The organism is Nonomuraea sp. SYSU D8015, from assembly GCF_008065375.1.
GTDB lineage: Bacteria > Actinomycetota > Actinomycetes > Streptosporangiales > Streptosporangiaceae > Nonomuraea.
This window is the reverse complement of sequence record NZ_VJYI01000012.1, coordinates 80,947-101,720: the sequence shown is the minus strand read 5'-3', so window position 1 is coordinate 101,720 and position 20,774 is coordinate 80,947. Positions and strand designations below refer to the sequence as shown.

The following is a 20,774-nucleotide window of genomic DNA, read 5'->3' as shown; positions in this document are numbered from 1 at the left end:
AGCGGGGACGGAGATCAGAGGCGGCAGGCGTAGATGTCGGTGACCAGGATGGCTCGTGCGCCGATGTCCCACAGCTGATCCATGATCTGCTGGTGGCCCTTGCGGCGGACCATGGCGCGGACGGCGACCCAGCCCTCGCGGTGCAGCGGCGAGACCGTGGGGCCCTCGATGCCCGGCGTGAGCGCGATGGCCTCTTCGATGCGCTCGGCGCGGATGTCGTAGTCCATCATGACGAAGTCGCGGGCGTGGACGACGCCCTGCAAACGGCGGACGAGCTGGGCGGCGCCGGGCGTCTCCGGCACGCCCTCCCGCTTGATCAGCACGGCCTCCGAGTGCATGATCGGGTCGCCGAACACCTCCAGGCCGACGTTGCGCAGCGTGGTGCCGGTCTCGACGACGTCGGCGACCGCGTCGGCCACGCCGAGCCTGATCGCGGTCTCGACGGCGCCGTCCAGCTTGATCACGCGGGCGTCCACGCCCTCGTCGGACAGGTATTTCTCGAGCAGACCGGCATAGGAGGTGGCGATGCGCCGCCCGTTGAGGTCGTTGACCGACGTCATCGTGCCGGCCGCGGCGGCCAGGCGGAAGGTGGAGGCGCCGAAACCGAGCGGCATGACCTCCTCCACCGGCGCGCCGGAGTCGATCAGCATGTCACGGCCGGTGATGCCGACGTCGAGGGTGCCCTCCCCGACGTAGACGGCGATGTCGCGGGGACGCAGGAAGAACAGCTCGCAGCCGTTGTCCTGGTCGACGACGAACAGCTCCTTGCTGTCCCTGCGGGGCCGGTAGCCAGCCTCCTTGAGCATGTGCTGGGCGGCCTCGCTCAGGGCGCCCTTGTTGGGTACTGCCAGACGCAGCATGGTCAGGTCCTCGGTTTCTCTCGCATCTCCAGGGGCTGGCGGCGGGCGCTCGGCGCCCTACAGATGCTTGTAGACCTGGTCGAGACCGATGCCTTTGGCGATCATGAGCACCTGCACGTGGTAGAGGAGCTGCGAGATCTCCTCGGCGGCCCTGTCGTCCGACTCGTGCTCGGCGGCCATCCAGGCCTCGGCGGCCTCCTCGACGACCTTCTTGCCGATGGCATGGACGCCGGCGTCGAGCGCGGCCACGGTGCCCGAGCCCGCGGGCCGGGTCCGGGCCTTGTCTGACAGCTCGGCGAACAGCTCTTCGAAGGTCTTCATGATCACTCTCGTGGATCGGCTGACGTGCTTGACAAGCTTAGTCTGCGCCAGTGGGTGACGCCGCCTCGCGTCCGCCACGCGAGACGGCGCCGGATCACCCGAGAGTCTTCCTCGCCTTCCTTCTCGCCGGCGTAGTGGTTGCAGGCGGCGAAGTTGACCCCGTCGAAGTACGCCGGCGTCTCGAACACCGGCTCCACCCGCTCCTGTCAACGAACACCGGCTGCTCCTCTTCATGGGGCGGTGACGGCTGGCAAGACGCGGCGTACGAGATGTTCCCCGGCCACCGCTGATACGGTTCAGTGAAACGTTCAGAGAGGAGCACGGGTGAAAAGGCCGACGATCGCGGACATCGCCAAACGGGCGGGCGTGTCGAAGGGAGCCGTCTCCTACGCGCTGAACGGCCTGCCCGGCGTCTCCGAGGAGACCAGGGCGCGCATCCAGGCGATCGCCCGGGAGATCGGCTGGCGGCCAAACCTGGCGGCGCGCTCGCTCAGCGGCGCCAGGGCGGACGCCATCGGACTCGTCCTGTGCCGCCCCGCGCGTTTCCTCGGCGTGGAGCCGTTCTTCATGGAGCTGATCAGCGGCATCGAGGGCGAGCTGGCGGCCAGCTCGTGCGCGCTGATGCTCCAGGTGGTGCCCGACCACGAGGCCGAGATCGCGGTCTACCGGCGCTGGTGGGGCGAGGGGAGGGTGGACGGCGCGATCCTGGTCGACCTGCATGTGGACGATCCCCGGATCCCGGTGGTCGAGCGGCTCGGCATGCCCGCGGTCGTGACCGGGCACCCGTCGGGCACCGGCTCGCTGCCCGCGGTGTGGTCGGACGAGGTGGTCGTGTTGCGCGAGGTGATCGAGTATCTCGCGGCGCTCGGCCACCGGCACATCGCCAGGGTGGCCGGGCTGCCGGCGCTGCTCCACACCAGGATCAGGGACGAGGCGTTCGCGGAGATCTGCGCCGAGTCGGGCGTGACCGAGCATCAGGTCGTCCACACCGACTACACGGGCGAGCAGGGGGCCCGGGCGACCCGGCGGCTGCTCAGCTCCCGGGCCAGGCCCAGCGCGATCGTCTACGACAACGACATCATGGCGGTGGCGGGACTGTCGGTCGCCCAGGAGATGCGCCTCGACGTCCCCGCCGACCTGTCGATCGTGGCCTGGGACGACTCGCCGCTCTCCCAGGTGGTGCGGCCGTCGCTGACCGCGGTGACCCGGGACATCCCCGCCGGCGGCGCGCACGCCACGCGGGCCCTGCTCAGGCTGATCGAAACCGGGGAGACGGGGAGCCTGGAGGGGCCGCCGGCGAGCCTGCTGCCCCGGGGCAGCACCGCTCCGGCGGGGAAGCTGGCTTCCCCGGCACTCTGAACGCCTCATCCTCTTTGGATGTCCCGGGCGGGGGGCTTGCCCCGCGCGGGGATGTGACCGAACCGTTTCACAAGCCATGTAGCCACTGGCCAGAGGTCCTGTCGAGGAGAAACATCCCAGCAACCTTGGCGCCCACCTATTGTAACTTACCCGTTTAAGTGGTGAGATCCCTACACATATGAATTGGGCGCCGGTCGTGGGATGCCCTCGCACATCCGCACGCTCCCAGAAGGCGCCCATCCGACCGATAGATCGGATGGCCCATGCGACGAACGATGGCAGCTTGCAGCACGCTCCTGCTGGCGGCTCTGACCGCGGCCTGCGCCACCAGCGGCCAGACGCAGACCCAGCAGGCGGACCAGAACCAGAACGCCCCCGTGACCCTGTCCTTCTGGTCCACGGGCGGGGACGACGAGACCGCGACCTTCCAGAAGGCCGCCGACCTCTACAAGCAGAAGCACCCGAACGTGACGGTCAAGGTGCAGACCCTGTCGTGGTCCGACGCGTACGCCAAGCTGCTGGCGGCGGCCACCAGCCGCAACGGACCCGACATCATCTCCGGCGGCATGACCTGGACCATCCAGTTCGGCGCCAGGGGCGCCATGGTGGACCTGCGCAAGCACGGCGCCGACTCGCTCAAGTCGCAGGCCCTGCCCGCCCAGTGGGAGTCGGCCGTCTCCCCCGACGGCTCGGTCTACGGCGTGCCGCTGGACATGTCGACCCTCGCCCTCTACTACCGCACCGACCTGCTGGAGCAGGCCAAGGTCGAGCCGCCCAAGACCTGGGAGGAGCTGACCGCGGCCATCGGCAAGCTCAAGGCGGCCGGGATCAAGAAGCCCTACGGCCAGGACTGGGGCAACCTCGACTGGATCGGCTACTTCAACTACCTCTACCAGGCGGGCGGCTCCTTCTACACCCCCGACTGCAAGCCCTCCCTCAACACCCCGCAGGCCGAGCAGGCGCTGAAGTACTGGGTGGACCTCTACCGCGAGCACGGCGCGCCCACCGCCACCGTGGAGGGCGCCGACGCGCTGGACACCGGCACCGCGATGGTGGTGGCGGGCAACTGGATCGCCAAGGGCCTCGACGTCAACAAGCCCAAGCTGAAGGGCAAGTGGGCGATGACCACGATCCCCGCGGGCCCCGCCGGGCCGACCACGTTCATCGGCGGCCGGGCCATCGGCGTGACCTCCTTCAGCAAGTACGTCCAGACGGCCACGGACTTCGTCACGTTCATGTACACCGACGAAGCCATCACCGCGATCGCGGACGAGGCCAGGAAGCGGAACATCTCCTACATCCCGCCGCGCCCCGACAAGATCGTGAACGGCTCGGTGTTCACTCCTGAGCAGGCCCAGGTGTTCGAGACCGCGATCAAGACGGGCAAGGCCGCGCCGGGCTGCCCCGGCTGGGACGAGAGCGCGCCGGACGTGACCAAGCAGCTCCAGTCGGCGATCCTCGGCAAGGCGGACATCAAGACCGCGCTGGCGGAGGCCGCCAAGGTCATGGAGCGCAACGCCGGATAGCCACCCCGCGCCGGGACCGGCGTGGCCCGGTCCCGGCCCCTGATCCAGGAGTCTGACATGGCCTCCCCCATCCCCCTGCGCGGCAGGCTGCGCCGCTACGGCACCTCGTACGCGATGCTGCTGCCGTTCCTCGCCCTGTTCGCGGGGTTCCTGCTCTGGCCGCTGGCCAACTCGCTCTACCTGAGCTTCACCAAGTTCGACGGGATCAACCCCGCGACGTTCACCGGTGTGGAGAACTTCGTGCAGCTGGCGTCGGACGGCAGGTTCCGCCACGCGCTGGGCAACACCGCCCTGTACGTGGTGGGTTCGGTCGTGCTCGGCACGCTGCTGTCGCTGGGCCTGGCGCTGGCATTCAACGGCACCGGCTGGCTGCACAGGATCATGCGCACGGTCTTCTTCCTGCCCTCGGTGACCTCCTCCATCGCGCTCATGCTGATGTGGAAGTGGGTCCTGTACCCCAGCGACGTGGGCCTGGCCAACACGATCGTGGACTGGTTCGGCGGCAATGCCGTCGCCTGGCTGGCCACACCGGGCCTGACGATCCCGATCCTGGTGCTCATGTCGGTGTGGGGCGGCATGGGCTACGGCATGGTGCTGTACGTGGCCGGGCTCGGCTCGATCCCCCAGGAGTACTACGAGGCCGCCAAGATCGACGGCGCCTCCACCTGGCGGCAGTTCCGCCACATCACCCTGCCGCTGCTGCGCCCCGTCACCACGTACGTGGTGGTGACCGGCCTGATCGGCGCCTTCCAGGTGTTCGAGGCCGTCTACATCGTCTTCAGTCAGGGCGCCAACACCATCGGCGGCGTGCTCGACTCGGGCCTGATGATCGTCCCCTACCTCTACGACCAGGGATTCACCCACTTCAGGCTGGGCTACGCCTCCGCGATCGCCTGGGTGCTCTTCCTGATCATCTTCGTGATCAGCCTCATCAACCTGCGCGTGGGCCGCGCCATGAAGGAGCTGTGATGGCCGTCGCCCCGATGGACACGATCGCCCCGGTCCAGCAGTCCCCGCACAGGACGGAGACCGGCGGCGGCCGGCGCTCCCGGATCAACGGGCATCTGCTGCGCCTGCCGTTCTACCTGCTGGCGCTGACGATGATCGCGCCGTTCTACTGGCTGCTCATCACGGTGTTCAAACCACCGAGGGAGCTGGCCAGGACGCCGCCGTCGTTCGTGCCCGAGTCTCCCACGTTCGCCAACTTCTACGACCCGGAGTGGAGCCCGCACGCGATCAATCCCGGCCACCTGCAGGGCATATTCCAGCGCTATCAGGTGGACTTCGGGTTCTGGCGGTTCATGTTCAACAGCCTCGTGATAACGACCAGCATCACCGTCGGGTCGCTGCTGATCTGCTCGCTGGCCGCGTACGTGATCGCCAAGCACGACATCAAGGGGCGCAGGACCATCTTCCTGTTGATCATCGCCTCGATGATGGTGCCCTGGCAGACCACGCTGATCCCGAACTACGTGATCATGCGGAATCTGGGCTGGCTGGACAGCTACACGGCCTACATCGTCCCGGCGCTGGCCAAGGCGTTCGTGCTGTTCTTCCTGGTGCAGTTCCTGCAGTCGATACCGAACGAGCTGATCCAGGCGGCCAGGGTGGACGGCGCCGGGGAGTGGCGGATCTGGTGGAAGATCGTGCTGCCGCTGTTGCGGCCGGCGCTCGCCGCGATGTCGATCTTCATTGTGCTGGCGGAGTGGAACAACTTCCTGTGGCCGCTCATCATCGTGCAGAGCGACGAGATGGCGAACATCCCCGTCGCGCTGGCGAGGCTCAACTCCTACTTCGGGGGGCCCGACCACCAGGGCGCGATCATGGCGGGCGGGCTGCTCGCGTCGGTTCCGACGATCGTCTTCTTCCTGATCTTCCAGAAGTACTTCACCAAAGGCATCGCGCTCAGCGGGCTCAAGGGCTGACCCGGTGCGCCTGGAGGAGCTCCAGCAGGTCCCTGTCCACCAGGAACCCGTCGAGCTTCTCGAAGCGCGCGCCGGGCCGCCGGTGCCCGATCACCCCGAACGGCCCCTCGAACTGCCACAACGCGTACCCCCAGCCGAAGGAGGCGAACACGCCGAGCACGTCGGACAGCCAGCGCAGCGCGACGTCGTTCGGCGTGTGCTCGTAGCAGCCGAACTCGCCCACGTGGACGGGGACGCCCTGCCCGGCCACCGCCCGCCACGGGGCGTAGAAGTCACGCAGCCCGGCCCTGTCCCAGTGCCGTCCTTCGTAGTCGCAGGGATAGCGGGGCTCGCTCAGGCCCTGTGAGCCCGGCCACCACTCGGCCCGGTAGTGGCTGACCCTCATCGGCTGGTAGCCGCGGGTGCTGTGGACCACGCCGAGGTCGGCCAGCTCGGGCATGGCCAGATGGCCGCCGCCCAGCCCGTCGATCACGATCGGCCGGTCCGGATCCGCCTGCCGGACCTCGGCCACGACGCGGCGGATCACCGTCTCGTGGGCGGCCCTGGTGAAGCCCCGCTCCCCCACCGAGGGCGGCTCGTTGACGAGGTCGAAGGAGAGCTCGTCGGCGGGCACGCCCCGGTAGCGGCGGGCGAAGCCGGTCCAGATGGCGCTGAAGCCGTCCTGCGCCTCCCGGTCGGCCCAGAGGTTGTGGTGCTCGCTCTCCCAGCCGGTGATCACGTAGCCGGGGGCGCGGTGCAGATTGAGCGAGAAGTGCAGGCCGCGCTCGCGGCAGGCGGCGAGATAGGCGTCCAGCACCTCGATCACCCGCTCGTCCGGATGGGCGTAGTCCAGCCCGTCGGTCCAGAAGCGGTAGTCGCAGGGCATGCGGACGAAGTCGAAGCCCCAGGAGGCGATCGCGTCCAGCGTCCGTTCGTCCACGGGCGCCGGCTCCGCGCCCGGTTCCTTCCAGAACATCCACTGCAGGTTGAACCCGTACCGTCTCATCTCGTCACCACCTCGTTGACGCAGCGCAGCACCGGCGCGCGGACCAGGGCCCGCTCGTCCAGGCCGGCCGTGCGGATCAGGAACTCGGCCCGCTCGCCCGGCAGCAGCGTGACGAGCTGGTCGTCGACCTGCGCGTCCGGGTCCAGCCGGTCGGGGAAGACGGCCAGGTCGCGCAGAAGGGTGCGGGCGGTGACGGTCAGCCGGACCCCCTCCGGCACCCGCTCGGTCGCCGTGTCGTAGCGCGGCTGGGGCAGCCGCAGGTCCCGGTCGGGTGCGAAGAACCACAGCGCCCGCCCCACGGGCGGCCCGCCCGCCGCAGCGCTCGGCTCGGGCGACGGCCCGGCGTGCGCCATGAGCTCGACGGTGATCAGCTCGCTCGCCGGATCCTCCGCCGCGGCGACGGACACGGCAAGCGGCAGGGTGACGGCGGCGCGCGGCGGCACCTCCAGCGCGAGGTCCTGCGCCGCGAGCGCGGCGCCGTCGAAGCCGTGCCGTACGGCCCGCGCCGACGCCCGCCACGGGCGGCCGGTGTCGTTGACGGCCACCACCGCCAGGCCGCCGTCGCGCGGCTGCACGGTCAGCAGCCGGTCGGCGTAGGCCCGGCGCAGCGCGTGGAACAGCGGCTTCTTCCTGCCGTCCCCGTCCACGGCCGACCATGAGGTGACCGGCCAGCAGTCGTTGAGCTGCCACACCACGCTGCCCGCGCAGTCCGGCCACAGGGCCCTGAAGTGCTCGACCCCGAACTGGATGGCGCGCGCCTGGTTGACCTGGGTGAGGTAGTGCCAGTCGTCGAAGGTCTCGGGGACGGGGAAGTGCGGCTCGAGGCCGGCGGCCAGCTTGAGGTTGCCGTCGATCGCCTTCTGGTGGTGGAGCATGCCGCGGGAGTCGGGCATCAGCGGCTCGTCGCTGATCGCCCGGCGGATGGTGGCGTAGGCGGCAGGCCCCTGGAAGCCGAACTCGGCGGCCATGCGTGGCCGGTAGTCGCGGTAGACGGTGTAGTCGCGCCGGTTCCACACGTCCCAGATGTGCATGGTGCCGTGGCCGGGGTCGTTGGGCGGCAGGTCCATGGAGCCCGAGTACGGGCTGCCGGGCCAGTAGGGGCGGGTGGGGTCCAGCTCGGCGACGATGCGCGGCAGCGTCTCCAGGTAGAAGCCGCCTCCCCAGCTGCGTCCCCGGAGAGAGTCCTGCCAGCCCCAGTCGGCGTACCCCTCGATGTTCTCGTTGTTGCCGCACCACAGGACCAGGCTCGGGTGCGGGCTCAGCCGGGCGACCTGCTCGCGGGCCTCGGCCTCCACCTCGCCCCCGATCGGGTCCTCCTCGGGGTAGGCGGCGCACGCGAACGGGAAGTCCTGCCAGACCAGCAGCCCGAGCCGGTCGCACAGGTCGTAGAAGTCCTCGCTCTCGTACAGGCCGCCGCCCCACACCCGGACCAGGTTGACGCCCGCCTCGCACGCCTGGGCGAGCCTGACGCCGTAGCGGTCGCGGGTCACCCTGGTGGGGAAGCAGTCGTCGGGGATCCAGTTCACTCCTCTGACGAACACGTCGACGCCGTTGACGGCCAGCGTGAAGGCGCCGCCCTCGGTGCGCAGCCGCACCTCGCGGAGGCCGATCTCCCGGTGCCACACGTCCTCGCCGGCCGTCACCTCGAGGTCGTAGAGCGCCTGCTCGCCGTACCCTCTCGGCCACCACAGCTCCGGCTCCGGCACCTCCAGCGTGATGACGGCCTCGCTGCGGCCCTCGGGAATCACGGTACGTCCCGACACGCCCTTGATCGTCGCCGTCACCTCGACGGGTCCGGCCTTCTCCACCTGGACGTGGACGTCCACCCTGGCGGCCCCATCCCCGAGGGTGACCAGCGGCCGCACCTGGGCGATCCTGGCCCCGCTCCAGGCGTGCAGCCCGATGGGCCGCCAGATCCCCGCCGTGACCAGCGTCGGCCCCCAGTCCCAGCCGAAGTTGCAGGCCATCTTCCTGATGAACTGGTACGGCTCCGCGTACGACCCCGGCCGCTCCCCCAGCTCTTCACGGAGCCTTTCGGCGTATTCGTACGGCGAGCTGAACATGATTCTTAACCGGTTCTGTCCTTCGCGCAGGAGATTCCGGACGTCGAAGCGGTATGACCGGTGCATGTTGGCCGTCTCGCCCACCCGGGCGCCGTTCAGCTCGATCAGCGCCACCGTGTCGAGCCCTTCGCAGACCAGGTCGGTCCGCTCGTGGCCGGTCGGCGACCAGTCGAAGACGGTCTCGTAGCGCCAGGCCGTGCGGCCGATCCAGGCCAGTCCGTCTTCGTTGTCGTCCAGGTAGGGGTCGGGAATGAGACCGGCGGCGAGCAGGTCGGTGTGCACACACCCGGGCACGGCGGCCGGCACGGGGGCAGGCGCGCCCATGTCGCCGTCTACCGCCTGGACGGTCCATGACTCGTGCAAGGCGCGCTGAAAACCCATGGAACAACTCTCCGGACGTCGATTGAGGCAATAGGCAAGATATCAGCACCTATTCCCCTATTACAGTGCTCGGCAGCCCGGATTTCTGAACCGATTCATATGGTGTCGGCCCGCAAACGAGACTGCCCGCCGCACCTCGCGATGGACGAGGTACGGCGGGCAGGTTGACGCGGGATCGGGGCCTGCTCAGGCCCGTCGGTCAGCGCTCGTAGCGGCGGCCCGAGGAGTTGCGGCGGAAACCGCCGTTGCCACGGTCGTCGCCGCGACCGCCGCCGGAGCGGTAGCCGTCGCGCGGGCCGCGGTCGTCGGCGCGGACGCCGTCACGCGGGCCACGGTCGTCGGTGCGGAAGCCGCGGTCGCGGTCGGCCGAGAACGGGCGGCCGCGGTCGGCGCCGTAGCGGCCGCCGCGGTCCTCGGAGCGGAAGCCGCCGCCTCGCTGGCCGCGGTCGTCCTGGCGGAACGGGCCGTCCTGACGGAAGGGGCCGTCCTGGCGGAAGGGGCGGTCATCGGAACGGAACGGGCGCTCGTCGCGGTAGCTCCGCTCACCGCGGAAGCCGCCAGGACGGCCGTCGCGGCGGCGGTCGTCGCTGATCGTCCGCGGCTCCTGCGCGTGCCCGAACGGCCGCTCGCCCTCACCGTGCCGCCGACCGGCCCCGAACGGCCGGTCGCCGTCCTCGTGCCTGCGCGGGCGACGCTCATCCCCGCGGCCGGCCTCATCGTGGCGGCGGGGACGGCGCTCGCCGTCGAAGTCCCTGCGACCGCGGCGGCCGCGGCGCTCGGAACCCCCGTGCCCACCCTCGCGCCGGGGACGGAGCGGCTTGCGGACGTCCGGCTCCCACACCGGGATGGCCTCGCCGCTGGGCGTGCGGGCGCCCGTCACCTCGGCGACCCGCGGATGTCCCGGGGTGGCCTTGAGACGGAACGGGTGGATCCCGGCGCGCCGGGTGAGCGCGTCGGTCGAGCGGCGCTCGCTGGGCAGCACGAGCGTGACCACGGTGCCCTTCTCACCGGCGCGGGCCGTGCGGCCGCCCCGGTGCAGGTAGCTCTTGTGGTCCTGGGGCGGGTCGACGTGCAGCACCAGGCTGATGTTGTCGACGTGGATGCCGCGTGCCGCGACGTCGGTGCAGACCAGCACGTTGATGGAGCCCTCGCGGAACTCGGCGAGGATGCGGGTGCGCTGGTTCTGGCGCTTGCCGCCGTGCAGACCGCCCGCCTTGACACCGACCCTGGCCAGCTGCTTGCACAGCCGGTCCACGCCGTGCTGGGTGCGCACGAAGATGATGGTGCGGCCCTCACGGTTGGCGATCTCGGCGATGACGTCGAACTTGTCGTCACGCGTGACCTGCATCACGTGGTGCTCCATGGTGTCGACCGGCGAGGTCGCCGGGGCCACGGAGTGGGTGATCGGGTTCCTGAGGAAGCGCTGCACCAGCTTGTCGACGTCGCCGTCGAGCGTGGCGGAGAACAGCAGCCGCTGCCCGTCGGCCGGGGTCTGCGCGAGCAGCTCGGTGACGACGGGGAAGAAGCCGAGGTCGCACATGTGGTCGGCCTCGTCCAGGACGCTCACCTCGACGTCGGACAGCGAGCACTCGCCCTGCCGGATCAGGTCGCCGAGGCGGCCGGGGGTGGCGATGACGATGTCGACGCCGCGCCGCAGCGCCTCGATCTGCTTGCCCATGGACATGCCGCCGACGATGACCTTCATGCGCAGCCCGAGGCCGCGGCCGAGGGGTTCGAGGGCGTCGTGGACCTGGAGCGCGAGCTCGCGGGTCGGCACGAGGATCATCGCGCGGGGGCGGCCCGGCACGGGCTTCACGCCGGCGATGCGGACCATGGTGGGCAGGCCGAAGGCAAGCGTCTTGCCGGAGCCGGTCTGGCCGCGGCCGAGCACGTCGTTGCCGGCGAGCACGTCGGGGATGGTCGCGCTCTGGATGGGGAAGGGACTGTCGATGCCCTGCCGGGCCAGCCCGGTGACGAGCGGCTTGGGCAGGCCCAGCAGCTCGAACTCGGAGGGGCCGCGCTCCTGGGCCGCCTCGACCGGAGAGTCGGTGGCGGTCTCGTCGAGCGAGGGCATGACAGCGTCAAGCATGGTCACGAAAGATCGTGCCTTTCCGTCGAAGTGGCACGTCACTTCTGCGAAAGGACGAGCCGGGAGGTACGGCACACGCCGTACATGGTTCAGGACACCCGCCACCGGGGCGGGTCGATCACAAAGGGGGGATGCACCGGGCACCGGCCGCAGGCGATGCGAGACGTGTAATGAGACGTCGGGTACATCTGTTACCAACGCCGGGATGTTATCGGATATTTCCCGACCGGGTTCGGACCTTCCGAAAACCCTCTATTGGCACGCTGAAGCGGCTGACGCTTTACGTCAGCCGTTACAGCAGAAAAGATCAGACGTTGAAGCCTAGCATACGGAGCTGCTCGCGCCCCTCGTCGGTGATTTTGTCCGGCCCCCAGGGCGGCAGCCAGACCCAGTTGATCTTCACGTCGGAGACCATGCCGTCCAGGGCGGAGTGGGCCTGGTCCTCGATGACGTCGGTCAGCGGGCAGGCCGCGCTGGTCAGCGTCATGTCGATGGTGGCCACGGGCTTGCCGCCGTCGGCCGGGTCGAGGTTGAGCCCGTAGACGAGGCCCAGGTCGACGACGTTGATGCCGAGCTCGGGGTCGACGACGTCCTTGAGCGCCTCCATGACCTCTTCGACGGTGGCCTCACCGTCGAAATCGGTCGGCGTCTCCACTGGCTTGCTCACTGGGCTGCACTCCTCACAACAGCGTCCTTGTAGGCCATCCAGGAAAGCAACGCGCATTTGACGCGCGCCGGGAACTTGGCCACACCCGCGAACGCGACCGCGTCACCGAGCACTTCCTCGTCGGCCTCAACCTGTCCCCTGCCCTGCATGAGCCGGGTGAACTCCTCGACGACGGAGAGCGATTCCTCGACCGTCGAGCCGGTGGCGAGCTCGTGCAGCACGGAGGCGGCGGCCTGGCTGATCGAACAGCCCTGTCCGTCGTAGGAGACGTCCAGGATCTTGCCGGCGTCGCCCACCTTGACCCTGAGCGTGATCTCGTCGCCGCAGGTGGGGTTCACGTGGTGAACCTCGGTGTCGTACGGCTCGCGCAGCCCCCGCCCCTGCGGGTGCTTGTAGTGCTCCAGGATCAGCTCCTGGTACATCGACTCGCCGATCATGGCTATGCGAACACCTTCTGAACGTGATGCAGGCCGCGCACCAGGGCATCGATCTCGCCCGTGGTGTTGTACAGGTAGAACGACGCCCGCGTGGTCGCGGGTATTCCGAACCGCAGGTGCAGCGGTCGCGCGCAGTGGTGGCCGACGCGCACGGCGACGCCGAACTGGTCGTCCAGGATCTGCCCGACGTCGTGCGGGTGGATGCCCTCCAGCGTGAACGACACCGTCCCGCCGCGCCCCTCCAGCGTCTCCGGCCCGATCACGCGCAGGGTGGGCACCTCGCGCAGGGCCTCCAGCGCGTACGCCGTCAGCTCCCGCTCGTGCGCCTCGACGGCCTCCATGCCGACCACCGTGAGGTAGTCGGCAGCCGCGCCGAGCCCGATGGCCTCGACGATCGGCGGCGTGCCGGCCTCGAACTTGTGCGGCACCGGCGCGTACGTCGCACGGTCCATCCAGACCGCCTCGATCATCTCGCCGCCGCCCAGGAACGGGGGCATGGCCTCCAGCAGCTCGGCCCGCCCCCACAGCACGCCGATGCCGGAAGGACCGACCATCTTGTGACCGGTGAAGGCCACGAAGTCGGCGCCCATCTCGGCGACGTTCACCGGGTGGTGCGGCACGGACTGGGAGGCGTCGAGCGCGATGAGCGCCCCGGCCTCGTGCGCCATCCTGGCGAGCTCGGCGACCGGGTTGACGGTGCCGAGCACGTTGGACTGGTGGGCGATCGAGACGATCTTCGTCCGCTCGGTGATCACGCCGGGCGCGAGGTCGAGCCGCCCGTCGTCGGTGACGCCGAACCACTTCAGCGTCGCGCCGGTGCGCTGCGCGAGCAGCTGCCACGGCACGATGTTGGAGTGGTGCTCCATCTCGGAGATGACGATCTCGTCGCCGGGCCCGAGGGTGAAGCGCGGGTCGGTGTTGGCGGGGTTGCCGAAGGAGTAGGCGATGAGGTTGAGCGCCTCGGAGGCGTTCTTGGTGAAGATCACCTCGTTGCGCGACGGCGCGCCGACGAACGCGGCCACCTTGTCGCGGGCGCCCTCGTACGCCTCGGTCGACTCGGCGCCGAGCACGTGCATGGCGCGCCCCACGTTGCTGTAGTGCAGCGCCAGGTGCTCGCGCATGGTCTCGATGACCTGGTTGGGCTTCTGCGAGGAGTTGCCCGAGTCGAGGTAGACGAGCGGGCGCCCGTCGGGCAGCTCGCGGGAGAAGACCGGGAAGTCCTTCCTGATCCTCTCCACGTCCAAGCTGTTCACAGTCATGCAGATGCCTTCGTGTACTGCTCGTAGCCCTCGGCCTCGAGCTTCTCGGCCAGCTCCGGCCCGCCCTCCTCGACGATCCGGCCGCCGGCGAAGACGTGCACGAAGTCCGGCTTCACGTAACGCAGGATGCGGGTGTAGTGCGTGATCAGCAGCACGCCGGTCTCGCCGGAGGCGCGGAAGCGGTTGATGCCCTCGGACACCACGCGCAGCGCGTCCACGTCGAGGCCGGAGTCGGTCTCGTCGAGCACGGCGATCTTCGGCTTGAGCAGCTCCATCTGGAGGATCTCGTGGCGCTTCTTCTCGCCGCCGGAGAAACCCTCGTTGAGGTTGCGCTGGGCGAAGGCCGGGTCGATGGACAGCGCGTCCATGCCGTTCTTGAGGTCCTTGGCGAACTCGCGCAGCTTGGGCGCCTCGCCGCGGACGGCGGTGACGGCCGAGCGCAGGAAGTTCGACACCGACACGCCGGGGACCTCGACCGGATACTGCATGGCGAGGAACAGGCCCGCGCGGGCCCGCTCGTCGACCGACATCTCCAGCAGGTCCACGCCGTCGAGCAGCACCTGGCCGCCGGTGATCGTGTATTTGGGGTGACCGGCGATCGCGTAGGCGAGCGTCGACTTGCCCGAGCCGTTCGGGCCCATGATGGCGTGGGTCTGGCCCGCCGTCACGGTCAGGTTGACGCCGCGCAGGATTTCCTTGTCCTCGACGGCGACGTGGAGTTCGCGGATCTCAAGGGTGGACATGGTTGCTTATGACTCCTTCGAGAGCGAGACGAGCACGTCATCGCCGTCGATCTTGACTGTGTAGACGTTCACGGGCTGGGTGGCGGGCGGTCCGGTGGGCTTGCCGGTGCGGACGTCGAAGCACGAGCCGTGCAGCCAGCACTCCAGCGTGCCGTCGTAGACCTCGCCTTCGCTGAGCTTCACCTCGGCGTGGGAGCAGACATCGTGCAGCGCGAAGACCTCGCCGCCCTTGCGGACGAGCGCGACGGGGGTCTCCCCCACCTCGACGCCGAGGACACCCTGGTCGGGGATGTCATCGACCTTGCAGACCTTCTCGAACACGCTCATCGGGCAAGCTCCGCCTCCACCGCGTTCATCACGCGCTCGCGGATCTCCTCGATCTCGATCTTCTCGATGAGCTGGCCGAGGAAGCCCTTGACGACCAGGCGGCGGGCCTCGTCGTGGGGGATGCCGCGGGCCTGGAGGTAGAAGAGGTGCTCGTCGTCGAGGCGGCCGGAGGCGGAGGCGTGCCCCGCGCCGGCGACCTCGCCGGTGAGGATCTCCAGGTTGGGCACCGAGTCGGCGCGGGCGCCGTCGGTGAGGATGAGGTTGCGGTTGAGCTCGTAGGTGTCGGTGCCCTCGGCCTCGACCCTGATGATCACGTCGCCGATCCAGACGGCGTGGGCGTCCTCGCCCTGCAGCGCGCCGCGGTAGTCGACGTTGCTCTTGCAGTTGGGCTGCGAGTGGTCGACCAGGAGGCGGTGCTCCAGGTGCTGGCCGGCGTCCACGAAGTAGACGCCCATCAGGTCGGCGTCGCCGCCCGGCGCGGTATAGGACACGCTGGGCGACAGGCGCACGAGGTCGCCGCCGAGCGTGACCGCGAAGCTCTTGAACGTGGCGTCCTTGGCGAGCTGGGCGTGGTGGTGCGAGACGTGCACCGCGTCGTCGTCCCACTCCTGCAGGGTGACGACTTTCAGCGTGGCGCCCTCGCCGACCACGAACTCGACGTTGTCGGCGTAGACCGCGCTGCCCTCGTGCTCGATGACCACGGTGGCCTGCGCCAGCGGCTCGACCACGATCACGGTGTGGCCGTAGGCCGCGCCGTCGCCGCCCTGCCCCTTGACCTTGATGGAGACGGACTCGTCGGGCACGGCCTCCTTGGGCACGGTCACGACCAGCGCCTCCTCGAAGGCGGCGTACGCCTGGGCGCTGACGCGGTCGGCCGGCACGTACGCCTTGCCGATGCGCTCGTCGTCACGGCCGACCGTCTCGACGCGCACGCCCTCGGGGGCGAACGCCACGGCGCCGACCTTGCCGTGCGGCTCGGCCTTGCCGTTGTGCAGCCCCTTGAGGCGCGAGAGCGGCGTGAAGCGCCACGCCTCCTCGCGCCCGGTCGGGACCTCGAAGTCGGCCAGGTCGTAGGACGCCTTCTCGTGCAAGGTCGACAGGGGCTTCTCGTTCAGGCCCATTTAGCCGACGGCTCCTTCCATCTGCAGCTCGATCAGCCGGTTCAGCTCGAGCGCGTATTCCATGGGCAGCTCACGCGCGATCGGCTCCACGAAGCCGCGCACGATCATCGCCATCGCCTCGTCCTCGTCGAGCCCACGGCTCATGAGGTAGAACAGCTGGTCCTCGCTGACCTTGGAGACCGTGGCCTCGTGGCCCATCGAGACGTCGTCCTCGCGGACGTCGACGTACGGGTAGGTGTCGGAGCGGCTGATCTGGTCGACCAGCAGCGCGTCGCACTTGACGGTGCTGGCGCTGCCGTGGGCGCCCTCCTCGATCTGCACGAGACCGCGGTAGGAGGTGCGGCCGCCGCCGCGCGCCACCGACTTGGAGATCACGCTGGAGCTCGTGTGGGGCGCCAGGTGCACCATCTTGGAGCCGGCGTCCTGGTGCTGGCCCTCGCCCGCGAACGCGACGCTCAGCGTCTCGCCCTTGGCGTGCTGGCCCATCAGGTAGACGGCCGGGTACTTCATCGTGACCTTGGAGCCGATGTTGCCGTCGATCCACTCCATGGTGGCGCCCTCGTAGGCGACGGCGCGCTTGGTGACCAGGTTGTAGACGTTGTTCGACCAGTTCTGGATGGTCGTGTAGCGGCAGCGGGCGTTCTTCTTCACGATGATCTCGACGACCGCGCTGTGCAGGGAATCGGAGGAGTAGATCGGCGCGGTGCAGCCCTCGACGTAGTGGACGTAGGAGTTCTCGTCCACGATGATCAGGGTGCGCTCGAACTGGCCCATGTTCTCGGTGTTGATCCGGAAGTAGGCCTGCAGCGGGATCTCGACCTCGACGTTCGGCGGCACGTAGATGAACGAGCCACCGGACCACACGGCGGTGTTGAGCGCGGCGAACTTGTTGTCGCCCACCGGGATCACCGAGCCGAAGTATTCCTGGAAGATCTCCGGGTGCTCCCTCAGGCCCGTGTCGGTGTCGAGGAAGATGACGCCCTTCTCCTCGAGGTCCTCACGGATCTTGTGGTAGACGACCTCGGACTCGTACTGGGCCGCGACGCCGGCGATGAGGCGCTGCTTCTCCGCCTCGGGGATGCCGAGCTTGTCGTAGGTGTTCTTGATGTCGGCGGGCAGCTCGTCCCAGGAGGCGGCCTGCTTCTCCGTCGAGCGCACGAAGTATTTGATGTTGTCGAAGTCGATGTCCGTCAGGTCGGCGCCCCAGGTGGGGAGAGGCTTCTTCTGGAACAGCCGGAGACCCTTGAGGCGAAGGTCGAGCATCCACTCCGGCTCGTTCTTCAGCGCGGAGATCTCGCGGACGACCTCTTCGGACAGGCCGCGCTTGGCCGTCGCACCCGCGATGTCCGGGTCGGCCCAGCCGAACTTGTAATTCCCGAGGCCTTCCAGCTCCGGGCGGTCGGTGACAGTCACCTTCCGGTCTCCTTGCTCTTGTCTCTATGTGCGGATTCGCCCAGCGACTGTGGGCTCACGTGCGTCGTGCAGACCCCGTCGCCGTGGGCGATCGTGGCCAGGCGCTGCACCGGTGTGCCGAGCAGCTGCGCGAACGCCTCCGTCTCGGCCTCGCACAGCTGCGGGAACTCCGCGGCCGCGTGTGCCACCGGGCAGTGATGCTGGCAGAGCTGGTCGCCGCCCGACTTGGCCTTGGTGGCCGAGGCGGCGTACCCCTCCGCCGACAGCGCCTGCGCCAGCACGTGCACGCGCTGGTCGGCCGGCACCGTCCGCATGACCGGCTCCAGCCGCTTGAGCAGGCTCGAGACCTGCGCGCGGGCGAAGTCGGCCACCGCGTCCTGTCCCATGCGCGCGGCGATGTATCGCAGCGCGCTCTCGGCCAGGTCATCGTAGGCGTGCTCGAAAGCACTCCGCCCCGCGTCGGTGATGGCGAACAGCTTGGCCGGCCGTCCGCGGCCGCGCTGACCGCGCGGCCCCACCGTGCGAGGCTCTATCATCCCGTCGGCCAGCAGCGCGTCGAGGTGACGCCGGACGGCGGCGGGCGTGAGCCCGAGCCGCTCGCCCAGGGAGGCGGCCGTGACGGGACCATGCTCAAGAATCAGCCGGGCGACGCGGGCACGAGTGCCGCGCTCGTTGCCTGGCTCCATCATGGGCATGTTTTTCACAACATCAGTGTGCCGTAATTCCTTCCCGCTTCACAAACGAATCGGAGCAGGCCGGCAATGGAATTTGTCACGCAGGGTAGCCTTACCTAACCCATGGACGGGCCAGCACGGCGAAGCTCAGGGCCGCACAGGAGACGAGCCCGAGCATGACCCCCGCCATGGGCACCGCGGTGCCGGCGCCCGCCAGGCCGACCAGCGGGGCGGCCAGCGCGCCGAGCGCGAACTGGAGCACGCCGAGCAGGGCGGAGGCGCTGCCCGCGACCTGGGCGGGCTGCGAGGCGAGCGCGAGCGCGCCCGTGCCGGGCAGCACCAGGCCCTGGCCCAGCATGATCACGAACAGGCCGCCCACGATCCACCACAGGCCGAGCCCGGTGAGCGCGGCGGTCAGCAGCAGGCCGGCGCCGGTCAGTGCGGTGGTCAGCCCGGCGACGACCAGGGCGACCGGCGGCACCCTGCCCGACAGGCGGCCGCCGACCTGGGCCATGGCGGTCAGGCCGAGGGCGTTGAGTCCGAAGATGAGCGAGTACTGCTGCGGCGTGGCGCCGTAGACCTCCTGCAGCACGAACGGCGAGCCGGAGATGTAGCCGAACATCGCCGAGAACGCCAGGCCGCCGGTGAGCGCGTACCCCATGAAGGACCGGTCGCGCAGGAGCTGCCAGAACGTGCGCACGGTGTGCTTCAGCCCGCCGCTCTCCCGCTGGTCGGCGGGCAGCGTCTCGCGCACGCCCGGGAGCACGGCCAGCAGCAGCACCAGGCCCGCGACGCTGAGCGCCACGAACACGCCCCGCCACGAGGTGAACGTCAGGAGCTGCGCCCCCGCGATCGGCGCCAGGATCGGCGCCAGGCCGCTGACCAGCATGAGCGTGGCGAAGATGCGGGCGATGGCGGCGCCGTCGTACAGGTCGCGCACGACCGCGCGCACGATGACCAGGGCCGCGCCGCCGAGGATGCCCTGGAGCAGGCGGAAGGCGATGAGCATGGGCACCGACGGGGCGAACGCGCACAGCAGCGAGGCCACCATGAACCCCGCCACTCCGACGATCAGCGGCACCCTGCGGCCGCGCACGTCGCTCACCGGGCCGGCGATGACCTGGCCGACGGAGACGCCGATGAGGCAGGCGGTGAGGGTGAGCTGGACCTGGGCGGGCGCGCTGAGCATCTCGGAGGTGATGGCGGGCAGCGCGGGGAGGTACATGTCGATGGAGAGGGGTCCGATGGCCGACAGCGCGCCCAGGATCACCAGCAGCAGTCCGCGGCGGCCCTCCTGCTTCGGTCGGACGACGGTGGACGTGGCTTCTGCCACGGACATGCGTGATCCCCTCTCCCTCGCAGGCCGAATCCGGCCCACGGGGGCCCAGAGCTCAAACCCTAATCCGGTCCTCCGAATTCCCGGTCATCAGATATTTCCGCCACCGAAGTCCCGGCCCACCTGGCCGCGTGCTCGCTTGTCGGGGCGCCGTAGGTTCGTCGCGCAGTAGGCACGTCGAGGGTGCCTGCCGACTCCCCGCATCTGCGCATAGGCAGCCATCGCCTCTCCCGGCCTCCCTATACCAGGGCGTCCTTCGGCTCGCCCGCGTCTCGCTCGCCGGCGCGGACGCATCTGCCCACGTGCGCAGCCCGACGCACAGGCGCGGGCCGAGGCACATCAGACGGACGGTGCGGGCCACAGCTCGCGGACAGTGCAGGCCGTGGCCGCGGCAGGCGCGCCCGGAAACCTGGGGGCGCGCCCGGATCGGCGGTGACCTTACGCCGCCGCGGCCCTTACGAGTAAGCCACAGCCCTTACGAGGTCTCGTGGAGCTGGATGATCGAGAACACGGCGCCCTGCGGGTCCATGAGTGCCGAGAACGGCCCGGGCGGCGCGTCCATCGCCCTGACCAGCACCGCTGCGCCCGCCCGCTCGGCGGCCGCGGTGGTGGCGTCGAGGTCCGCGACCGCGAAGTACGTCATCCAGAAGGACGGCGTGCCCTGTGGGTAGTCGGCGGGCATCTCCATCATGCCGGCGATGGCCGGCTCGCCCGAGTGCCACTCGGTGTATTTCATGCCGCCCATGTCGAGCAGCTCGGGCCGCCATCCGAAGACGGTGGAGTAGAACCGCTCTGCGGCAGCCGGATCGCGGCTGACCAGCTCGTTCCAGCAGAGCGAGACGGGCTCGTTGACCAGCTCGGCGCCGTGGTGGTTGCCCGCCTGCCAGGCACCGGTGTGGGAGCCGTCGGGGGCGCGGAAGACGGCCATGCTGCCCTCCTCGAAGACCGCCATAGGCTCCATGACGACGGTGCCGCCCGCCTCCCGCACCCGGCCGGCGAGGGCCGCGACGTCGTCGGTGGCGACGTACGTGTTCCAGGCCGAGGGCATGCCCTCGGCCATGACCGGGCCCAGCCCGGCCACCTTCTTGCCCTGGTAGACGAACATGCCGTAGCCGCCGGCCGCCGGGTCGTCGACCATGTCGGCCTCCCAGCCGAAGATCGCGCCGTAGAAGCGGGCGGATGCGGCGACGTCGGTGCTGGACAAATCCACCCAGCACGGGACTCCGGGGTCATAACCACTACGTTGCGACATCGCAACCTCCTGGGACGTGGAGCTCACGGTCAGACT

The 20,774-nt window shown here is 69.5% G+C and carries 19 protein-coding genes; 4 read left to right on the top strand and 15 right to left on the bottom strand.

Annotation, left to right across the window (positions count from 1 at the left end; genetic code table 11):
- Nucleotides 1-14: 14 nt before the first annotated feature.
- A complete protein-coding gene (gene hisG / locus ID574_RS38285) occupies nt 15-860 on the bottom strand; it encodes an ATP phosphoribosyltransferase (RefSeq protein WP_188193909.1) in 846 nt (281 codons plus the stop codon).
- Nucleotides 861-917: 57 nt separating this feature from the next.
- Nucleotides 918-1,181 (bottom strand): phosphoribosyl-ATP diphosphatase, encoded by a 264-nt coding sequence (locus tag ID574_RS38280; RefSeq protein WP_188193908.1) that lies wholly within the window; start codon nt 1,179-1,181, stop codon nt 918-920.
- 324 nt (nt 1,182-1,505) lie between these two features.
- Between ID574_RS38280 and ID574_RS38275 the strand changes: the two genes are divergently transcribed.
- The 4 genes from ID574_RS38275 to ID574_RS38260 all read left to right on the top strand — a co-directional run bounded on the left by ID574_RS38275 (nt 1,506) and on the right by ID574_RS38260 (nt 5,991).
- Nucleotides 1,506-2,540: a LacI family DNA-binding transcriptional regulator gene (locus ID574_RS38275; RefSeq protein ID WP_188193907.1), complete on the top strand. Its 1,035-nt coding sequence runs from the start codon at nt 1,506-1,508 to the stop codon at nt 2,538-2,540.
- Nucleotides 2,541-2,803: 263 nt separating this feature from the next.
- Complete coding sequence (locus ID574_RS38270; protein ID WP_188193906.1) at nt 2,804-4,066, top strand: extracellular solute-binding protein; 1,263 nt, start codon at nt 2,804-2,806, stop codon at nt 4,064-4,066.
- A 57-nt stretch (nt 4,067-4,123) separates the two neighbouring features.
- On the top strand, nt 4,124-5,035 hold the full coding sequence (locus ID574_RS38265) for a carbohydrate ABC transporter permease (RefSeq protein WP_188193905.1): 912 nt from the start codon (nt 4,124-4,126) through the stop codon (nt 5,033-5,035).
- Nucleotides 5,035-5,991: a carbohydrate ABC transporter permease gene (locus ID574_RS38260; RefSeq protein ID WP_188193904.1), complete on the top strand. Its 957-nt coding sequence runs from the start codon at nt 5,035-5,037 to the stop codon at nt 5,989-5,991. Before ID574_RS38265 ends, ID574_RS38260 begins: the two co-directional genes overlap by 1 nt.
- Here the strand turns inward: ID574_RS38260 and ID574_RS38255 are convergent.
- The 13 genes from ID574_RS38255 to ID574_RS38195 form a co-directional block, all read right to left on the bottom strand.
- Complete coding sequence (locus ID574_RS38255; protein ID WP_188193903.1) at nt 5,981-6,976, bottom strand: glycoside hydrolase family 5 protein; 996 nt, start codon at nt 6,974-6,976, stop codon at nt 5,981-5,983. The two genes, ID574_RS38260 and ID574_RS38255, sit on opposite strands and share 11 nt — an antisense overlap.
- Nucleotides 6,973-9,420 carry a glycoside hydrolase family 2 protein gene (locus ID574_RS38250; protein ID WP_188193902.1) on the bottom strand — a complete coding sequence of 816 codons (2,448 nt, stop codon included), beginning with the start codon at nt 9,418-9,420 and terminating at the stop codon, nt 6,973-6,975. Before ID574_RS38250 ends, ID574_RS38255 begins: the two co-directional genes overlap by 4 nt.
- A gap of 199 nt (nt 9,421-9,619) precedes the next feature.
- On the bottom strand, nt 9,620-11,509 hold the full coding sequence (locus ID574_RS38245) for a DEAD/DEAH box helicase (protein WP_223167504.1): 1,890 nt from the start codon (nt 11,507-11,509) through the stop codon (nt 9,620-9,622).
- 307 nt (nt 11,510-11,816) lie between these two features.
- A complete protein-coding gene (locus ID574_RS38240) occupies nt 11,817-12,116 on the bottom strand; it encodes a metal-sulfur cluster assembly factor (RefSeq protein ID WP_223167543.1) in 300 nt (99 codons plus the stop codon).
- 56 nt (nt 12,117-12,172) lie between these two features.
- The gene (sufU, locus tag ID574_RS38235) at nt 12,173-12,613 is read right to left on the bottom strand and encodes a Fe-S cluster assembly sulfur transfer protein SufU (protein ID WP_188193900.1); all 441 of its coding nucleotides are present in this window, start codon (nt 12,611-12,613) and stop codon (nt 12,173-12,175) included.
- A gap of 2 nt (nt 12,614-12,615) precedes the next feature.
- Entirely contained in the window at nt 12,616-13,872 is a 1,257-nt protein-coding gene (locus ID574_RS38230; protein WP_270094316.1) for a cysteine desulfurase, read from the bottom strand.
- Nucleotides 13,869-14,615 (bottom strand): Fe-S cluster assembly ATPase SufC, encoded by a 747-nt coding sequence (sufC, locus tag ID574_RS38225; protein WP_188193899.1) that lies wholly within the window; start codon nt 14,613-14,615, stop codon nt 13,869-13,871. Before sufC ends, ID574_RS38230 begins: the two co-directional genes overlap by 4 nt.
- A 6-nt stretch (nt 14,616-14,621) precedes the next feature.
- A complete protein-coding gene (locus tag ID574_RS38220; RefSeq protein WP_188193898.1) occupies nt 14,622-14,942 on the bottom strand; it encodes a non-heme iron oxygenase ferredoxin subunit in 321 nt (106 codons plus the stop codon).
- Entirely contained in the window at nt 14,939-16,063 is a 1,125-nt protein-coding gene (gene sufD / locus ID574_RS38215) for a Fe-S cluster assembly protein SufD (protein ID WP_188193897.1), read from the bottom strand. The genes ID574_RS38220 and sufD overlap by 4 nt, the downstream gene beginning before the upstream one ends.
- Entirely contained in the window at nt 16,064-17,476 is a 1,413-nt protein-coding gene (gene sufB / locus ID574_RS38210) for a Fe-S cluster assembly protein SufB (protein WP_188193896.1), read from the bottom strand.
- A complete protein-coding gene (locus tag ID574_RS38205) occupies nt 17,473-18,171 on the bottom strand; it encodes a helix-turn-helix transcriptional regulator (protein ID WP_188194075.1) in 699 nt (232 codons plus the stop codon). Before ID574_RS38205 ends, sufB begins: the two co-directional genes overlap by 4 nt.
- 91 nt (nt 18,172-18,262) lie before the next feature.
- Nucleotides 18,263-19,489 carry a multidrug effflux MFS transporter gene (locus ID574_RS38200; protein ID WP_188193895.1) on the bottom strand — a complete coding sequence of 409 codons (1,227 nt, stop codon included), beginning with the start codon at nt 19,487-19,489 and terminating at the stop codon, nt 18,263-18,265.
- A gap of 472 nt (nt 19,490-19,961) precedes the next feature.
- Nucleotides 19,962-20,738 carry a VOC family protein gene (locus ID574_RS38195; protein WP_188193894.1) on the bottom strand — a complete coding sequence of 259 codons (777 nt, stop codon included), beginning with the start codon at nt 20,736-20,738 and terminating at the stop codon, nt 19,962-19,964.
- Nucleotides 20,739-20,774: the final 36 nt, after the last annotated feature.